General features: G+C 70.0%; 17 protein-coding genes and 1 pseudogene. 8 read left to right on the forward strand and 10 right to left on the reverse strand.

The window, feature by feature from the left end; translation table 11 throughout:
- Positions 1-689: 689 nt before the first annotated feature.
- Entirely contained in the window at positions 690-1163 is a 474-nt protein-coding gene (locus ACIRQY_RS24820; RefSeq protein WP_403929340.1) for a DUF6232 family protein, read from the forward strand.
- Entirely contained in the window at positions 1160-1510 is a 351-nt protein-coding gene (locus ACIRQY_RS24825) for a hypothetical protein (protein ID WP_403929343.1), read from the forward strand. The genes ACIRQY_RS24820 and ACIRQY_RS24825 overlap by 4 nt, the downstream gene beginning before the upstream one ends.
- Positions 1511-1725: 215 nt before the next feature.
- Here the strand turns inward: ACIRQY_RS24825 and ACIRQY_RS24830 are convergent, their stop codons facing one another.
- Both ACIRQY_RS24830 and ACIRQY_RS24835 read right to left on the reverse strand, forming a co-directional pair.
- A complete protein-coding gene (locus ACIRQY_RS24830) occupies positions 1726-2511 on the reverse strand; it encodes an SDR family NAD(P)-dependent oxidoreductase (RefSeq protein WP_403929346.1) in 786 nt (261 codons plus the stop codon).
- Positions 2512-2852: 341 nt separating this feature from the next.
- Positions 2853-3539, reverse strand: a complete 687-nt coding sequence (locus tag ACIRQY_RS24835; protein WP_403929349.1) for a helix-turn-helix domain-containing protein — start codon at positions 3537-3539, stop codon at positions 2853-2855.
- 183 nt (positions 3540-3722) lie between these two features.
- Between ACIRQY_RS24835 and ACIRQY_RS24840 the strand changes: the two genes are divergently transcribed.
- Together ACIRQY_RS24840 and ACIRQY_RS24845 are read left to right on the forward strand one after the other, a co-directional pair.
- Positions 3723-4916, forward strand: a complete 1194-nt coding sequence (locus tag ACIRQY_RS24840; protein ID WP_403929352.1) for a cytochrome P450 — start codon at positions 3723-3725, stop codon at positions 4914-4916.
- The gene (locus ACIRQY_RS24845; RefSeq protein ID WP_403929355.1) at positions 4913-5137 is read left to right on the forward strand and encodes a ferredoxin; all 225 of its coding nucleotides are present in this window, start codon (positions 4913-4915) and stop codon (positions 5135-5137) included. Before ACIRQY_RS24840 ends, ACIRQY_RS24845 begins: the two co-directional genes overlap by 4 nt.
- Before the next feature lie 63 nt (positions 5138-5200).
- On the opposite strand, the gene ACIRQY_RS24850 is transcribed toward ACIRQY_RS24845, so the two are convergent.
- Positions 5201-5701, reverse strand: a complete 501-nt coding sequence (locus tag ACIRQY_RS24850; protein ID WP_403929357.1) for a hypothetical protein — start codon at positions 5699-5701, stop codon at positions 5201-5203.
- A 334-nt stretch (positions 5702-6035) separates the two neighbouring features.
- Between ACIRQY_RS24850 and ACIRQY_RS24855 the strand changes: the two genes are divergently transcribed.
- The 3 genes and pseudogenes from ACIRQY_RS24855 (at position 6036) to ACIRQY_RS24865 (ending at position 8216) form a co-directional block, all read left to right on the forward strand.
- Entirely contained in the window at positions 6036-7244 is a 1209-nt protein-coding gene (locus ACIRQY_RS24855; protein WP_403929359.1) for a sensor histidine kinase, read from the forward strand.
- Between the two features lie 59 nt (positions 7245-7303).
- Positions 7304-7436: pseudogene (locus ACIRQY_RS24860) on the forward strand (IS5/IS1182 family transposase); the annotation flags it as partial.
- A gap of 195 nt (positions 7437-7631) precedes the next feature.
- Positions 7632-8216 carry a DinB family protein gene (locus ACIRQY_RS24865; RefSeq protein WP_403929656.1) on the forward strand — a complete coding sequence of 195 codons (585 nt, stop codon included), beginning with the start codon at positions 7632-7634 and terminating at the stop codon, positions 8214-8216.
- 117 nt (positions 8217-8333) lie between these two features.
- Here the strand turns inward: ACIRQY_RS24865 and ACIRQY_RS24870 are convergent, their stop codons facing one another.
- From ACIRQY_RS24870 to ACIRQY_RS24885, 4 genes are all read right to left on the reverse strand, one after another.
- Complete coding sequence (locus tag ACIRQY_RS24870) at positions 8334-8528, reverse strand: hypothetical protein (protein WP_351790175.1); 195 nt, start codon at positions 8526-8528, stop codon at positions 8334-8336.
- 222 nt (positions 8529-8750) lie between these two features.
- Positions 8751-9056, reverse strand: a complete 306-nt coding sequence (locus tag ACIRQY_RS24875) for a hypothetical protein (protein ID WP_403929361.1) — start codon at positions 9054-9056, stop codon at positions 8751-8753.
- Positions 9057-9315: 259 nt separating this feature from the next.
- Entirely contained in the window at positions 9316-9852 is a 537-nt protein-coding gene (locus tag ACIRQY_RS24880) for a GNAT family N-acetyltransferase (protein WP_403929363.1), read from the reverse strand.
- A gap of 217 nt (positions 9853-10069) precedes the next feature.
- Complete coding sequence (locus tag ACIRQY_RS24885; RefSeq protein WP_403929365.1) at positions 10070-10684, reverse strand: hypothetical protein; 615 nt, start codon at positions 10682-10684, stop codon at positions 10070-10072.
- Between the two features lie 116 nt (positions 10685-10800).
- Here ACIRQY_RS24885 and ACIRQY_RS24890 point away from each other — a divergent pair, with 116 nt between their 5' ends.
- Positions 10801-11562, forward strand: coding sequence for a GNAT family N-acetyltransferase (locus ACIRQY_RS24890; RefSeq protein WP_403929368.1), 762 nt, complete (start codon positions 10801-10803; stop codon positions 11560-11562).
- A 111-nt stretch (positions 11563-11673) separates the two neighbouring features.
- Here the strand turns inward: ACIRQY_RS24890 and ACIRQY_RS24895 are convergent, their stop codons facing one another.
- From ACIRQY_RS24895 to ACIRQY_RS24905, 3 genes are all read right to left on the reverse strand, one after another.
- The gene (locus ACIRQY_RS24895; RefSeq protein WP_403929371.1) at positions 11674-11793 is read right to left on the reverse strand and encodes a DUF397 domain-containing protein; all 120 of its coding nucleotides are present in this window, start codon (positions 11791-11793) and stop codon (positions 11674-11676) included.
- The gene (locus tag ACIRQY_RS24900; RefSeq protein ID WP_403929374.1) at positions 11759-13402 is read right to left on the reverse strand and encodes a GDSL-type esterase/lipase family protein; all 1644 of its coding nucleotides are present in this window, start codon (positions 13400-13402) and stop codon (positions 11759-11761) included. Before ACIRQY_RS24900 ends, ACIRQY_RS24895 begins: the two co-directional genes overlap by 35 nt.
- Positions 13403-13565: 163 nt before the next feature.
- Positions 13566-15044 (reverse strand): CHAP domain-containing protein, encoded by a 1479-nt coding sequence (locus tag ACIRQY_RS24905; protein ID WP_403929377.1) that lies wholly within the window; start codon positions 15042-15044, stop codon positions 13566-13568.
- Positions 15045-15126 lie beyond the last annotated feature (82 nt).

Below are 15126 nucleotides of genomic sequence, written 5' to 3' on the forward strand. Positions count from 1 at the left end.
CTGGACCGGAACCTGCCCCACCTGCCGACAAACCACCCCATGGCAGCCCTACGACACCACCTAACAAAGCACTACTAGGGCCTGTCTGACAATTCCCGTCGTCGCCCGCAGGGCGGCCGCGCGACGTCAGGTGCGTGCTCTCGGCGTGCCGGCCCCAGGCCCTCGTACTGGACGTACGTGGGTCTGGGGCCGGTGCGGCGAGAGTGCGTGCATGGCGTCGTGAGGCAGGCGGGAATTGTCAGACGGGCCCTAGCGCCGGGGGTGCGGGCCCCGGGCTGAGCCCCCTGCCCCCCGGCGCTGGTCCTGGCTCCTGACTCTCGTCCCCCTCGCCGCGATTGGCCGGTTCTCCTCTGCCGCGAGGGGCGGCGGAGGCGCTTAATGGGGCTCCCGCGCGGGGCGCGGGAGGAGCGGACACGTGCACGGGGGAGCACATGGACACCACGGGGAACCCGGGGCCGCCCGAGCGGCCGGTACCACCACGGGGAGCGTCGAGCGGACCGGATCGGCCCTGGAGGTCGAGGGCCGGAGGTCCGGCACCCGGCGCGCGGGGCGGGGCGGACTCCGGGCCGCCCGGACGGCCGCCGGGGGCACCGCCCGCGCCGCCTTCCGAGCCACCGCGCGAGCCTCCCGCCCGACCGCCGCGGCCGTTCCCGCCGCTGCCGCGCCCGGGAGCCCTGCTGGAGATCTCGGTGCGGCGCCGGATGCTCTGGGTCGGTGCGGCGGCCTTCCCGCTGCACAACATCAGCCGGGTCCAGGCGACCAGGTTCCAGCCCGACCGGGGCGAGGCCCTGCTCAGCCTCCTGAAGTGGTTGCTGGGCGCTGTCGTCGTGTACGCGGTGCTCACTCTGATGTTCGGCGGCGGCACGGAATCCGTGGGAGAGAGCGGAGGGGGGCTGCTCATCGTCCTCGTCCTGCTCGCCGTCTTCCTCGGCAGGTCGCTGTTCGAACCGGCGAGGCCGATCCTGATCGTGGAGACCGCCGGGGGCACCTGGATGATCGTGACCCTGCCGGACGTGGACGAACTGCGGGACATCGCCGGGCGGATCGTCCACGCGATCGACCACCCGGAGGCCGAGTTCACCAAGAACGTCTACCAGTTCACCCAGTACAACGGATCCGTCATCCAGCAGACCGGCAACAAGAACAGGGCGAAGAATCTGTGACTGAGCCGACCCACCACCACACGGTCTACAACGGCCCCGTCATCCAGCAGCGGGGCGACAACAACCACGCGACCAACCACGGTTCCGTCACCATCGGCCACGGCGACCAGGAACTCACCGCCGCCGTGCGGGAGTTGCGCGAACGACTCCGCGCCATCGAGGACCGGCTCACCCCGGACCAGGCGCGGCTCGTCGAGGAGGCCCGGCCCGTACTGGACCTGAACCGCGAGGAGATGGCCGCCCGCGGCCTCACCCTGGCGCGGCTCGGCCAGCTCGCGAACGTCATCGGCCCGATGGCCCAGCCGGTCGCGGACGCGGTGGGCAAGCTGATGCAGCTCCTGGGCTGAATCCAGCTCCGGAGCTGATCCGGCTCCTGGGCCGGGGGGCTGCCGGGCCGGGCCCCGTGCCCGCACCTCCCCGGCCCCTTCGGGACCAGGGTCCGCTTCCGGACGGCGAGCCCCTCCCAGGTCACGGCCGCTCTCGGACGGTGAGCCACTCCCGGGTCACGGCCCCTCCCGGACGACGAGCCGTGTCCCTCTCCCGCCGGGCAGGCGCGCCCCGGTCAGTGGACGGAGAACCCGCCGTCCACGAAGAGGGACTGGCCCGTGACGTACGCGGAGGCGCGGCTCGCCAGGAAGACCGCCGCGCCCTCGAAGTCCCCGGGCAGGCCGTTGCGGCCGGTCATCGTGCGGGCGGCAAGGGCTGCCACCTTCTCCGGGTCGGAGGAGAGCCGCTGGTTGAGCGGGGTCATCACGAAGCCGGGGACCAGGGTGTTGGCCGTGACCCCGTACGGTGACCAGGCCTCCGCCTGTGAACGGGCCAGCGACTCCAGGGCGCCCTTGGACACCCCGTACGCCCCGCTCTGCACGAACGCGCGGTGCGCCTGCTGGGAGGTGATGTGGATGATCCGGCCGAAGCCCCGCCCGGCCATCCCGGGGCCGAAGCGCTGACCGAGCAGGAACGGCGCCTCCAGGTTCACCGTCATCGTCGTGTCCCAGACCTCCTCGTCCAGCTCTCCGAAGGGCGGGCGCAGGTTGATCCCGGCCGAGTTGACGAGGATGTCGGGCTCCCCGAACACGCCCGCCGCCTCCTCGGCCCCCGCCTTGATGCCCGTACGGCTGCTGAGGTCGGCGCTCACCCAGGCGGCCCGGCAGCCGTCGGCAGTCAACTCAGCGACAGTGGAAGCGAGTTCGGCCTCTTTGCGGGCGAGGACGACCACGCTCGCCCCGGCGCGGGCCAGCGCCCCGGCGACGGCCCGGCCGATGCCGGAACTGCCGCCCGTGACGAGGGCGGTCCGCCCTTCGAGGGAGAAGAGGCCGGAGAGGTATCCGCCGGGCGTGGTGCTCATCTGGACTGTGCTCCTCGTGTCGTACGGCCACCCGGCCGTCCGGGTGCGGCGGGCGGCCGGTGCCCGCATCCTGGCACAGGGCCTCCGTGCACCCTGCACGTAGGTGGCGCGCGCGTGCCCCGGGAGCGGGGAGGGAGCGTTTCCGCAGGGCGGTCGGTGGTACGGGCGCACCGCAGGTGAGGGGCGCGGGTCGGTGTACGAGTTCACCGCGGGTGAGAGGCGCGGGTCGGTGGCGCGGGTTCACCGCGGGGCGGCGGCACGGGCCGGTGGGCGCCCGCACCGCCGATCACCCCCCCAACCCCGAACGGGCTTTCCGGGAAAGGCCCCGGAGGCGGACGCCGTCACCGCAGGAGGGTGCGCCAGCGGTCGGCCGATTCCTGCATGTCCCCGACGACCCGCTCCAGGAACGTCCCCGCCTTCAAGAGCCGCTGCCCCACGGGCGATCCGGGTCCGAGCGTCTCCGCCGCCTCCATCGCGGCCCGCGCCGAATCGAGTGTCTGCCGGGTGCTGATCGCGACCGAGTGGTACCAGGCCTCGTCGTCCACGACGTAGATGTCCCGCCGCCGCAGCGGATCGCGCTCGCGCCGCACATACCCGTACTCGACCAGGGAGTTCACGGCCACGGAGACGGACGCCGGGCTGACCTTCAGTCTGCGGACCAGCTCGGCCGCGGTGCGCCTGCCTTCCTCGGACAGCAGCAGGTCGACATGCACCCGCGCCATCATCCTCGGCATCCCCGACCTGACGGCGAGCTCGACGATCCGGTCCTCCGCCGTGTCGCCCGGTCCTCCACCCGTGAGGGCGTGTCCCGGAGTGTCCGCCGGGGCGCCGCGCCGTGCCCGCTGGGCCGTCGCCCGGTGCGCCGACCGGGGCCGGTAGTCGCCGGGGCCGCCGTTGCGGGTCACCTCCCGGCTGACGGTCGAGGTCGGACGTCCGAGCCGCCGGGCGATCTCTGCGTAGGACAGGCCGTCGGCGAGTCCGGCCGCGATGCGCTGGCGCTCCTGCTGGGTCAACCGTCCTCCTGGCATGTCGCCAGTATTGCCTTCGCCTTCAATCATTGCAACGGGCTCGTTGCGTTTGGCTTCAATCGTTGCATCAATTTACGCTTTCTAGCTGCAATTACGGGTTTCATTGATTGACGACATCGTGAATGCAACGTAGCGTTCGAGTGAGAGCAAACACGTCATATCGCGAACTGGGGGATGGTCTTCATGAGTGAGTCCGTACACACCGTCACGGCCCTGCCGACGGAGCGGAGCAGCAGCTGCCCCTTCGACCCGCCGGCCGAACTGCTCGACGCCCGCCGTCACGGGCCCGTCAGCGGCTTCACCCACCCCGGCGGGACCCCGGGCTGGGTGATCACCGGGTACGAGGAAGTGCGGTCCGTCCTGGCCGACCCCCGGTTCAGCTCCCGCAGGGACCTCATGAACGTGGTCGAGTTCGACCTTCCCCCGGCGCCGCCCGGCGAGTTCCTCCTCATGGACGACCCCCAGCACAGCCGCTACCGCAAGCCCCTGGTGGGCAAGTTCACCGTGCGGCGGATGCGGATGCTCACCGAGCGGATCGAGCGGATCACCGCCGACTGCCTGGACGCCATGGCGGAGACCGGACCGCCGACGGACCTGGTGACCGCGTTCGCCAAGCCCCTCCCCACCATCGTGATCTGCGAGATCCTGGGTGTGCCGTACGGGGACCGGGCGTCCTTCCAGGAGCAGATCGACACGTTCATGGGCGGTGAGGTCTCCGACGAGGAGATGATGGCCGCCTACACCGCGACCCAGGAGTACCTCGCGGGGCTCGTGACCGAGAAGCGGGCCAGGCCCACCGACGACGTCCTCAGCGAACTCACCGACAGCGACCTGACCGACGAGGAACTGAAGGGCGTCAGCCTCATCCTCCTGGCCGCCGGATTCGACACCACCGCGAACATGCTGTCCCTCGGCACCTTCGCGCTGCTGCGGAACCCGGACCAGCTTGCCGCCCTGCGCGCCGATCCCACGCTCACCGACGGAGCCGTGGAGGAACTGCTGCGGTACCTCAGCGTCGCCAAGACGTTCCACCGCACGGCCCTCGAGGACGTCGAACTGGACGGCCGGACCATCAAGGCCGGAACGACCGTCCTCCTCTCGTTCAACACCGCCAACCGCGACCCCGACCGCTTCACCGACCCCCACACGCTCGACCTGCGCAGGCAGTCCGCCGGACACCTGGCCTTCAGCCACGGCATCCACCAGTGCCTGGGGCAGCAGCTGGCCCGCGTCGAGATGCGGGTCGCGTTCCGCGCGCTGGTCGACCGCTTCCCCGGCCTGCGCCTGGCCGTGCCCCCCGAGGAGGTCGTACTGCGCCCGGAGACCGCGGACATCTTCGGAGTGAAGAGCCTCCCGGTCACCTGGGACACGAAGTGAGCGCGCCCTACCTGAGCCTGGACCGTGAGCGCTGCATCGGCGCCGGAATGTGCGCCATGACCGCCCCCGACGTCTTCGACCAGGACCCGGACGACGGCCTCGTGATCCTGCTGCGCACCGAGCCGGACCCGGCCCACCGGACGGCCGTACGGATGGCCGCCGGGGTCTGCCCCTCCGGCGCGATCGCCTTCACCGCGCCGGACCCCGGCGGGGCACCCTGAACCGGCCGTGACGGGTGGGCCGTTCGGCCCGTACGGCCCCCGCGCCACGGCCCTGAAGACCCCTCAGATGTCGATGACCGACCCCATGGGGATCGAGTTGAGCACGACGTCCCGGAGCGACTGGACCTTGTTCGCGTCGAACTGGAACGCCGTGAAGGCCGAGCTCATGATGTACCTCCGCTGGCCGTTGGAGAGCAGCCATCTCGTGCCCGTGGTCGGGGACTTGACCAGATGGGCGTCATGGCTGAGCTGCCCGCCGAACGGGATGCTCTCCAGGTCGACCACCTTGAGGGTGTTCGCGTTGTAGAACAGGTTGTTGTACGTCTCCATGTCGGGGATGCCCCACCGCTTCCCGTCGATGACGACCCAGATGCCCATGATTCCCAGGGCGTCCTCCAGGCGGCGCCCGTTGTAGGCGTGGGGGTCCACCTGGATCTGTGCGGCCGTGACGGTGGCGGGCCGCTCGGCCGCCCCGGCGGTGGCGGGGGCCGCGAGGCCCAGCGGGACGGCCAGGGCCAGACTGATCACGCCGACCGCCGTGCGTCGGCGAAGGGTGCCGGACATTCTTCCTCCCCAGAAGATCCGCGCGGGGACGGCCGGACTCGGTGAACCCGGCCCCCGCGCCTGTCGTTGACCCGGCCCATGCTGCTCGTCCCGGCGTCCCGACCGCATGGGGCGACGGTCCCGGTCGGCCGGGACGTGTCCTCATGGACCGTCTCCAAGGCCGTGGGCCCGGGGAGACCACCAGCGGGTCCGATTGCTCCTTACCGAGGGCACATCCCGTCACATGCACCATGTCGGGACAGGGTTACCAGCCGTCGAGGAGCAATGTGCGCCGCCGCATGTGTCGTGGACTCAAGCACCCGGTCGCTTCGATTCGGGCACGTCGGAGGAGGTCATGACCGGCGGCTCTTCGAAGGGGCACAGATCCCTCGGGCCATTACTGCGCCCGACCATCCGGATACGGCTCACCCTGCTGTACGGCGGGATGTTCCTGATCGCCGGCATCTTTCTGCTGTCGATCATCTACGCGCTCAGCATGCAGGCACTTCAACAGGGAGGCGACCCCCTGTTCACGCTTCTTCCGGGCAGCACTGTGCAGTTCACCAGCAACATATGCCCCGGTCTTGAGTCAGGACAGTCCGCCGCGCAGGCCAACGGCACGCTCAGTCAGTGCATGCACAGGCAGAGCGATCTGGCGTTGGAGGATCTTCTGCGGCGTTCGTTGTTCGCGTTGCTGGGGTTGAGCATCATCGCTTTCGCGTTCGGTTACGCGATGGCGGGGCGGGTGTTGTCGCCGTTGGGCCGGATCACTCGTACGGCGCGTCAGGTGGCGGGTTCGGATCTGTCGCGGCGGATCGAGCTGGATGGTCCGGACGATGAGCTGAAGGAGCTCGCCGACACTTTCGACGAGATGCTGGACCGGCTGGAGCGGGCTTTCAGTGCCCAGCAGCGGTTCGTCGCGAATGCGTCGCATGAGCTGCGGACGCCGCTGGCGATCAACCGGACTCTTCTGGAGGTGCATCTCTCGGATCCTGGGGGGCCGGTCGAGCTGCAGCAGCTGGGGAAGACTCTGCTGGCGACGAACGAGCGCAGTGAGCAGCTGGTGGAGGGTCTGCTGCTGCTGGCCCGCAGTGACAACCAGATCGTCGAGCGCAAGCCCGTGGATCTGGCCGAGGTTGCGGAGCGGGCGGTGGACCAGGTGCACGGGGAGGCGGAGGGCAAGGGTGTCGAGATCCGGGGTGTGCGCGCTCCGGCGGTCGTCCAGGGCAATGGTGTCCTGCTTGAGCGGATCGCGCTGAACCTGCTGCAGAACGCCGTGCGGTACAACGTGGCGGAGGGTGGCTGGGTGGAGGTGAGGACCGAGACCGGGCCGGGTCAGGCGGTCCTGGTCGTCTCGAACACGGGGCCCGTGGTTCCGGCGTACGAGATCGACAATCTCTTCGAGCCGTTCCGGCGGCTGCGTCAGGAGCGGACCGGGAGCGACAAGGGTGTCGGTCTCGGCCTGTCGATCGCCAGATCCGTGGCCCGTGCGCACGGTGGCCGTATCATCGCGGAGCCCCGCGAGGGCGGCGGCCTCGTGATGCGCGTCACTCTGCCGACCTGACGGTGCCGAACCTCCTTGTCCTGGGCGAGGTGTCGCGTTCCTTGGTGGTCCGGTCCGCTCTCGAACGCCACCGCGAGTCATCGGACGGACCGTGTCCTGGCTCGTGGCTGCCGCCGACTTCGCCGCCGCTACGAAGGCAAGCCGGAATGCTTCCTCACCTTCACACCCATCGCCACCAGCCTCATCAACCATCCAGCCGAAGCCTGCGAACACCTCGATCATCTCGGCTCGCGGCCTCCGCAACTCCTCGCCCGCGCGGATGACCTCGTTCATCCCGGCGAGCATCCGCTCGGCCTGTTGCTCGGTGAGCGTCGCGGGCGGGGACCCGGCACGCCGTTCCCGGGGAGCGGTCGAACAGTGGCGCGAGCTGTGGCAGGCTCATGCCGCATGATCGACGAATTCGCGAAGGGCAACCTGCACGGGAGACTGCGGCGGGACCGCGAGGCCCTGCTCTGGAAACTCGACGGCCTGTCCGAATACGACGCCCGCCGACCTCTGACAGCGACCGGGACCAACATCCTCGGCCTGGTCAAGCACGTGGCCACCGTCGAGGCCAGGTACTTCGGAGAGGTCTTCGGCCGCCCCTCTCCGGAACCGCTGCCCCGGTGGCAGGACTCCGACGGCAGCGACCTCTGGGCGGCCGAGGACGAGACCTGCGATCAGATCATCGGGTTCTACCGGCGCACCTGGAATCACTCGGACGCGACGATCGACGAGCTCGCCCTCGACGCCCCCGGCCACGTGCCGTGGTGGCCGGAGCCCCATGCCGACACCAACCTCTTCGCCATCATGGTCCATGTCCTCGGCGAGTCCATCCGGCATACCGGGCACGCCGACATCCTGCGCGAGGGCCTCGACGGCCGGACCGGGCTGCGCGCCGAAATCGAGAAGCCGATCGACGAGGAAGCCCGCGCAGCCCACCGCGCGAAGATCGAGAAGGCCGCCAGGCCGGCCGCACCGATCAAGGCATAAAATGCCACCCGGCTGCGGCGTCCAGTCCGGGAATGACGGCTCGATTCGCGCCCACTGCGCGTCAGCCGACGGCGCACGGACAATGACCGCCGGGGGTCGGTGGGAACGGCGCCGCCGTCAGTCGGTCGGCTCGGTGCGGAGCCGTCGTACGTCCCGCACGAGTGTGTACGAAGCGCCGAGAAAGCTCACGGCTCCAGCCACGAGCCAGAGGGCCGACGCCCCGGAGCGGTAGTCGCGAACGCCGACAACGAGCAGCATCATGCAGGCAAGGACGCCGAAGGCCGAGATCAGAGCGCTGATGCGGTGAGCCACACGGACATCATCAACGACAACCCCGGCCAGCGGAAGTGATCCAGACGAACCGGCCCAGCCCGCCACCGACAGCCCGCCACCGACAGTCCGCTGTACGGCGTCGCGCCTCGCGCCGGGTTCACCGGGTTCACCGGGTTCACCGGGTTCAGCGGTGTGCCGGGTGACGGCGCGGGGCCGGTCCGTGTGCCGCAGGCGCCGGTCGTCCTCGCCGTCCGCCGTCCGTCACACCACGCCGGGCCCAGAGATGGCGGCGACGGCCGACCGTACCGTTTCGAGCAGCGCGGCCAGGTCGGGGGACTGCTCCCATTCCTTGGCCGTGGGGTGCCAGGTGAGGCTTCCGCCCGGGGCTTCCGGCTGACCGTGGGCAATCATCACGGTCCGTCTGCCCTTCCGGTCCGGCCCGGTCACGCTCAGATGCATGTGCCGGACGTGGAAGCGGCGGGGGTACTCACCACCGAAGATCTCCAGTATCCGGCCGTCGAAGGAGTAGAGGTCGGAGCCGACCGTCGCCGTGATCTCGTCATGCATGGAGGGACCGTACGCAGGGCGCTCTGCCGGTGCCAAGCCCCGCTCCGCACCGCCCCCCCGCCGGGCCCGTACGGGCGGTGAGGACGGCAGGCCGTACGACGGCCCGAGCAGCGTCTGCGGGGCTTGCCCCGGCCCGCCCATGCGAACGGGGTCCGTTGCCCGGGCCAGAGCCGCTCGAACAGCCTCCCGCCGATCCGATCCGATCCGATCCGATCCGATCCGATCCAATCCAATCCGGTTCGATCCGATCCGGTTCGGCTCAGCCCTGCCCGACAGCCGGGGCCTTGTCCGTGGCGGTCACGCGGCGGGTCAGCACGTGAGTGATGCTGCCGTCGTCCTCGTCGATGTCCCGGACGTGCTCGAATCCGATCCTGCCGAGGAGGGTCAGCGAGACGTTGTTCCGTGCGGCCACGGTGGCGTGCACCTCGGTCAACGCGAGGGTGTCGAAGCCGTAGGCCACGAGGGCCTGGGCCAGCTCGGTTCCCAGACCCGACCCCCACGCCGCCGGGGCCAGCGCGTAGACGATCTCGTGGCCCCCGGTCTCGTCGGTCGGCTTGATCTCGGCGTGTCCGATCAACCGGCCCTCCCGGCGGACGGCCCAGACGTCGAACAGGTTCTGGGCGTAGACCTTCGTGAAGACGCGCCCGAACACGGCCCGGTCCTCTTTCTCGGAAGCCAGGCCGTCCCCCATCCACCGCGACACCCTCACATCCTGGAACAGCGCCACGAAGCCCTCTTCGTCCCCGGGGACATAGGGGGCGAGGAGCAGGCGTTCGGTGCGCAGAATCGGGGTCATGGACGGCGACACTAACCACCCGGTGTCATGCCCGACAAACCACTTTCACCAGCGCGAACTCCGCTCGGCCCGGCCCCCGTAGCACCCGTGGCCGCCGTCCGCGCGGAGTGGCCGCCCGGGACCGGTATCCGGTCGGACGTCCGAGACGAGCCACTCGTTCCGCACCTCGCGGGTGACCGTGTGTCGCGGTGACAACCCACAGTCGTACGGCCTGCGGTCAGCCGCGGCCGTCCTTCCTCCGCTCGGTGCGCCGCAGGGCCCGGCGCTGCTTGCCCGGCAGGGTGTCGGCCAACTCGCCCACGAGGCAGGCGTCGTGGTGCGTGCCGTCCCGGCCGCCACTGCACCACCACACCGCCGGGCCCGCCGGGCCCGCCCCGTCCGGATACCAACTGCCGCCGGTTCCGGCGAGCCCGGCATGCATCCCGATCTTGTGCGTGGAGCAGAGCGGCCAGACCTGCCAGAGCAGTTCCATGAGGGTCTCCTGAGCCCCCTCGGCGACCGTCGCCAGGACCGCCGCGTCGTCGTCCCGCTCCGGCGGTACGCCGTCCTCCTCCGGGTCGCACGTGTGGACCGGGTTGCCGTGCCAACGGCCGTCCGGCATCGCCACGTAGATCTGATCGTGGTCCACCGGGCTTTCGCGCACCGGTTCCGTGGACGGGCAGAGCATCAGGATCAACGGCTCCTGCTCCGGCAGGGTCGCCGCCAGGTCGCGGTTGACCAGGGCGAGCGCGGCCTCCAACTCCGGCCACCGGCCGGGCTCGACCGGGTGGGGCTCGGGGACGTAGGGCCAGCCGTGACCAGGACCGATGTTGAGACGGAAGTATTCGTTCACCAGGGCATCGTCCCAGCCGACGGGTCGCGGGGGGAGGGGGTTTCTCCCGGCAGGGGGACGACCGGCGCCGGGAAAATTCGCGGCGGCCATCCTCCACGGCTGCCTACGCTCCGCTCATGCCCATCTCAGAACTCCAGCGGATCAACACCTTCCTGTCCGCCTTCGCCCGCCGCCAGGCCGCCCGTGTCGTCGACCTCCCCGGCGGGTTCGCCGTGTACGACGACGCCTACGCGCACTCCTACACGAACAACCAGGTCTTCATCGACGCCGCCGTCGACCCCGAGGCCGTGCCCGCCCTCGCGGAGGAGGCGCTGGGACGGCTGTCCCACCGGATGGTCTCCGTCCTCGACGACGAGACCGGAGCGGCGTGCGCGGAGCCGCTGATCCGCGCCGGATACACCCACTCCGTCTATCTGGTCATGCGGCACGAGGGCCCGGTCCCGCCCGGCGGACCCGCGGAGGCGGTGGACCTCGACGCGATACGCGTCCCCCACACGCGGCAATGGCGGGACCTTCTTCCGGACTCCGACGACGAGGTCCTGCGCCAACTCGTCGACCGGCGCGAGGTCCGCCATCGGGGCGCGGACGTCGTGCACTTCATCGGTTCCCGTACGGAGGAGGGCGAGGTCGCCTCATGGGCCGACCTCTACATGGACCCGACGGCCGGCATCGCCCAGATCGAGGACCTGGCCACCTCCGGGGCCCACCTCAGACGCGGCCACGCCGACGCCGTCCTGACCACCGCCCTGAGCCTGGCCGCCGCTGAAGGCTGCGGCACCCGGTTCCTGATCGCGGAGGCGGCGGACTGGCCACGGCACTGGTACGAGCGCCGGGGCTTCTCGGTCATCGGCCGCTCTCACGGCTTCGAACGGAGCTGACCCGAGACGCCGGGCGGTACGTGCCACCGCTTCCGCGTCACTCAACTTCGTTGCCGCGTACGGCGGAGGGCCGCACGCCGTCCTGGCGTGCGGCCCTTCGGGTGTCCTGTGTCAGGCGAGCCACGTGAGGAACTCGGTCCAGGCGGTGGGGTCCAGGACGAGCTGGGGGCCGTCGGGGTTCTTGGAGTCGCGGACGTCAGTTGGTGAAGCCGGCGGTCGCGGACGTGGCATCGGCGCCGCCCGCGGCTGCGGCCCAGTTGTTCCAGGTGCCGGTGTTGTAGTTGCCGTCGCGTTCGATGAGGCGGTTGTCGCCGGTGGTCGCGAAGACGTGGTTGACACCGTTGGCAGCGGCGCTGGTGACGCGCTTGAGGTTGTCGCCTCCCATGTTGCTCCAGCCGTTCCAGACTCCCCCTCGGTCGAAGTCGCCGTCGGTGTTGAAGTACTGGCCGGTCAGGCTGATGGCACCGAGATGGACCGTGTTTCCACTCGCGGAGGCGGTGACGTCCAACGCCTTGAACCCGCCGACGGGTCCGGCGACATGCCAGCTGCCCCAGGCACCTGCGGCATAGTCGGCGTCGATTCCGAGTATCTGGCCCGTGGCGTCGGTGGCGAAGATGTGATTGACCTGATCAGCGGTGGTGACACTGGTGACGCGCTTGAGGTTCGTACCTCCCTGATCGCTCCACCCGTTCCACTTTCCGGCCGTGTAGTCACCGTCGGTGTTGTAGAGGCGTCCGTCCGAGCCGATGGCCACGAGGTGAACGGTGTTGCCGTAGGAGGACGCCGAGAGTGCGGTGAAGGTGGTGGAGTTGTTGATGGCGGGTGCGAACCAGCCCGACCACTTCCCGGACGCGTAGTCGCCGTCGTTCTCGTAGATCTTGTTGTCACTGCCGATCGCGAACACCCGGTTCACCGACCCCGTGCCCGCACTGGTGACCTCCTTGAGCTGTGAGGCCCCCTGGTTGCTCCAGCCACTCCAGCGTCCTGCCGCGAAATCACCCTCGGCATTGAACAGATCCCCGTTCGGCGCGATCCGCTGCAGGTGCACCGTGTTCTTGAGCCGGGGCTGGTCCGGCCGGGCGGGGCCGCCGGTGAACCAACGTGCCGAGTAGGCCTCCTCCAAGGGGGTGAAGAAGGCCTGGGCCAGTTGGGCGTATCCGGCGTCGTTGGGGTGCAGACCGTCGGACATCTGGGCGGGACGGGTGGCGTCCGCCCGGTCGGTCGGCGTCAGCGCGGGTGCGTCGACGAACCGAAAACGCATTCCGGCGTGCTGTTTCTCCCGTTCCAGCTGCTTCAGCCGCTGGTTGTACTGCGCTACGGGCCGGGACAGGTCCTGATGGTTCCATCCGGGGGTTGTCGGAACGAGGCCTTCCATGACGATGGTGACTCCGGGCCGGGCCGCGAAGATCTGGTCGACGAGGGCGGAGGCCTGGTCTGCGGCCTGTCCCGGGTCCGTACCCTGATTGAGATCGTTGATCCCGATGTGGAGCAGTACGACGTCGGGTTGTGCGGCCGCGAGCCAGCGGTTCGCGCCGGCACGTATGCGCTCGATGGTGTAGCCGGCGTGTCCCTCGTGCGCGGAGTCCGGCAGCGCTCCGTGCTCCAGGGACCCGACGTAGTCGAGCGAGTAGCGGGACTGCTCGGCGGCGAGTTCGTTCAGCCGCGAGCGGTAGCCCGATTCGTCGGAGCTGCCCTGGCCGTAGGTGATCGAATCACCGAGAGGCATGACGCGGACCACGGGTTTCGACGGCGTGGCGGACGCACGGACCGCCCCCAGAACCGGGGCGGTGGCCGCCACCAGGAGGGCAGTGGCGACGGTCAGGATGCCGAGGCGGTGCACGAGTTCTCCTTGCGAAAGCCGTCCTGCCCGGCACGTGATCGTGCCGGGCAGGACGGGACGGGTCGCGGGACCCGTGGTCAGGGCGCGCCGCGGGGTGCCACCTCCACTGACGTGCCCGGGCCGCGTATCCCCTTGATCAGGTACGCCGCCCGGATGGTGGGGGTCAGGCGCCGGGGGTGGCGCTGATCTGCTTGAACCCGGCGGCGTTGCCGACGAGGGCGAAGGGGCTCCAGGACCCGGCGGCGTAGTCGCCGTTCGCGTTGTAGACCCGGTCGTCCGAGCCGATCGCGTACAGGTGCACGGTCTTGCCCGCGGGGGTGACGGCGAGCTGCTTGAACCCGGCCGTCGCGCTGATCACGCTGTAGCCGCTCCAGGACCCGGCGGCGTAGTTGCCGTTGTTGTTGTAGACCCGGTCGTCCGAACCGATGGCGTACAGCCGGACCGTGCCCTCGCTCGTCGTCGTGGCGGCGACCTGCTTGAACCCGGCGGTTCCGCTGATCACGCTGTAGCCGCTCCACGAGCCGGTGGAGTAGTTGCCGTTGTTGTTGTAGATCCGGTCGTCCGAGCCGATGGCGTACAGCCGGACGGTGTTGCCGGTCGCGGTGACCGTGATCTTCTTGAATCCGGCGGTGCCGTCCACCAGCTGGAAGCCACTCCAGTTGCTCTGCCCGTAGTCCCCGTCGTTGCTGTACACGCGGCCGTCGGCGCCGAGGGCGAAGAGGCGGACCGTGTTGCCGGTCGCCACGACCGAGATCTGCTGGAAGCCCTGCGTGTTGTCGACGAGCTGGAACCCGGTCCACGTCCCGGTCTTGAAGTTCCCGCGGCTCTCGTAGATCCGGTCATCCGCGCCGATCGCGTAGACGTGGACCTCGTCACCCACCCGGATCGAGGTGGTCTGCTTGAAGCCCTGCGCACCGTCGACCGTGTTGTACCCGTCCCACGTACCCGCCGAGTAGTCGGCGTTGTTGCCGTAGACCCGGCCGTCCGCACCGATCCCGTACAAGTGGACCGCCGAAGAGACCACCGGAACCGCCGGGACCCCCGGAGTGCCTTCCTCGCCGCTGCCCAGCGGGGAGATGTAGGCGGTGATGACCTGGCCGAAGGGGGACTGGCCCACGCGCCAGTTGGTGGTCGTGTTCGTCCGGACCGAGTTGCTCTCGTTGCCGCCCGTGATGGTGACGGTGTCGCCGGAGATGGCGGTGACGATGGCGACGTGGTCGTTGACGTAGGTGCCGTCGTTCATGTTGTAGACGACCGCGTCGCCGAGGCGCGGGGTGTTCGACCGGGTGCCGTACTTGTTCCCGTAGTCGAGGAAGCTGTTGGCCATGTCGGTCAGCGTGCCCCGGCCGGCGACCCCGGCCTGGGCCCACGCCCACCCGGCGAAGTCCGCGCACCAGGCGTGCGTGCGCTTGCCGTTGCTGCAGCTGCTGTTCTGGTTCGGGCCACCCACGTAGCCGCCGCGGCCGCAGGGCCCGTTCCCGGTCTCGCCCCTGGCCGCGGAGGCGATGGTCTCGCCGATCGTGGCGGCGCTGGCCGGGGCCGCTCCGACAACGCCCAGCGCGGCGACCGACACCGCGGAGGTGAGCGCGAACGAGACGGAGCGACGCATCGAGGACGTCGAGACACGGGCGGACTTGGACATGGCGGTTCCCCCACAGGATCGATCGGTGGCGCCAGGGCTTCTGCCCGGCGCTTCGAGATCAACTCTGTCCCGGGCCTCTGAC

This window comes from Streptomyces sp. NPDC101490 (assembly GCF_044767145.1).
Taxonomy (GTDB): domain Bacteria; phylum Actinomycetota; class Actinomycetes; order Streptomycetales; family Streptomycetaceae; genus Streptomyces.

Coding starts and splice junctions, on each gene's coding strand:
- ACIRQY_RS24830 (WP_403929346.1), bottom strand. CDS start 2,511: ATGAGCACCACGCCCGGCGGATACCTCTCCGGCCTCTTCTCCCTCGAA.
- ACIRQY_RS24895 (WP_403929371.1), bottom strand. CDS start 11,793: ATGCCACGTCCGCGACCGCCGGCTTCACCAACTGACGTCCGCGACTCC.
- ACIRQY_RS24880 (WP_403929363.1), bottom strand. CDS start 9,852: ATGACCCCGATTCTGCGCACCGAACGCCTGCTCCTCGCCCCCTATGTC.
- ACIRQY_RS24850 (WP_403929357.1), bottom strand. CDS start 5,701: ATGTCCGGCACCCTTCGCCGACGCACGGCGGTCGGCGTGATCAGTCTG.
- ACIRQY_RS24840 (WP_403929352.1), top strand. CDS start 3,723: ATGAGTGAGTCCGTACACACCGTCACGGCCCTGCCGACGGAGCGGAGC.
- ACIRQY_RS24865 (WP_403929656.1), top strand. CDS start 7,632: ATGATCGACGAATTCGCGAAGGGCAACCTGCACGGGAGACTGCGGCGG.
- ACIRQY_RS24875 (WP_403929361.1), bottom strand. CDS start 9,056: ATGCATGACGAGATCACGGCGACGGTCGGCTCCGACCTCTACTCCTTC.
- ACIRQY_RS24905 (WP_403929377.1), bottom strand. CDS start 15,044: ATGTCCAAGTCCGCCCGTGTCTCGACGTCCTCGATGCGTCGCTCCGTC.
- ACIRQY_RS24855 (WP_403929359.1), top strand. CDS start 6,036: ATGACCGGCGGCTCTTCGAAGGGGCACAGATCCCTCGGGCCATTACTG.
- ACIRQY_RS24890 (WP_403929368.1), top strand. CDS start 10,801: ATGCCCATCTCAGAACTCCAGCGGATCAACACCTTCCTGTCCGCCTTC.
- ACIRQY_RS24835 (WP_403929349.1), bottom strand. CDS start 3,539: ATGCCAGGAGGACGGTTGACCCAGCAGGAGCGCCAGCGCATCGCGGCC.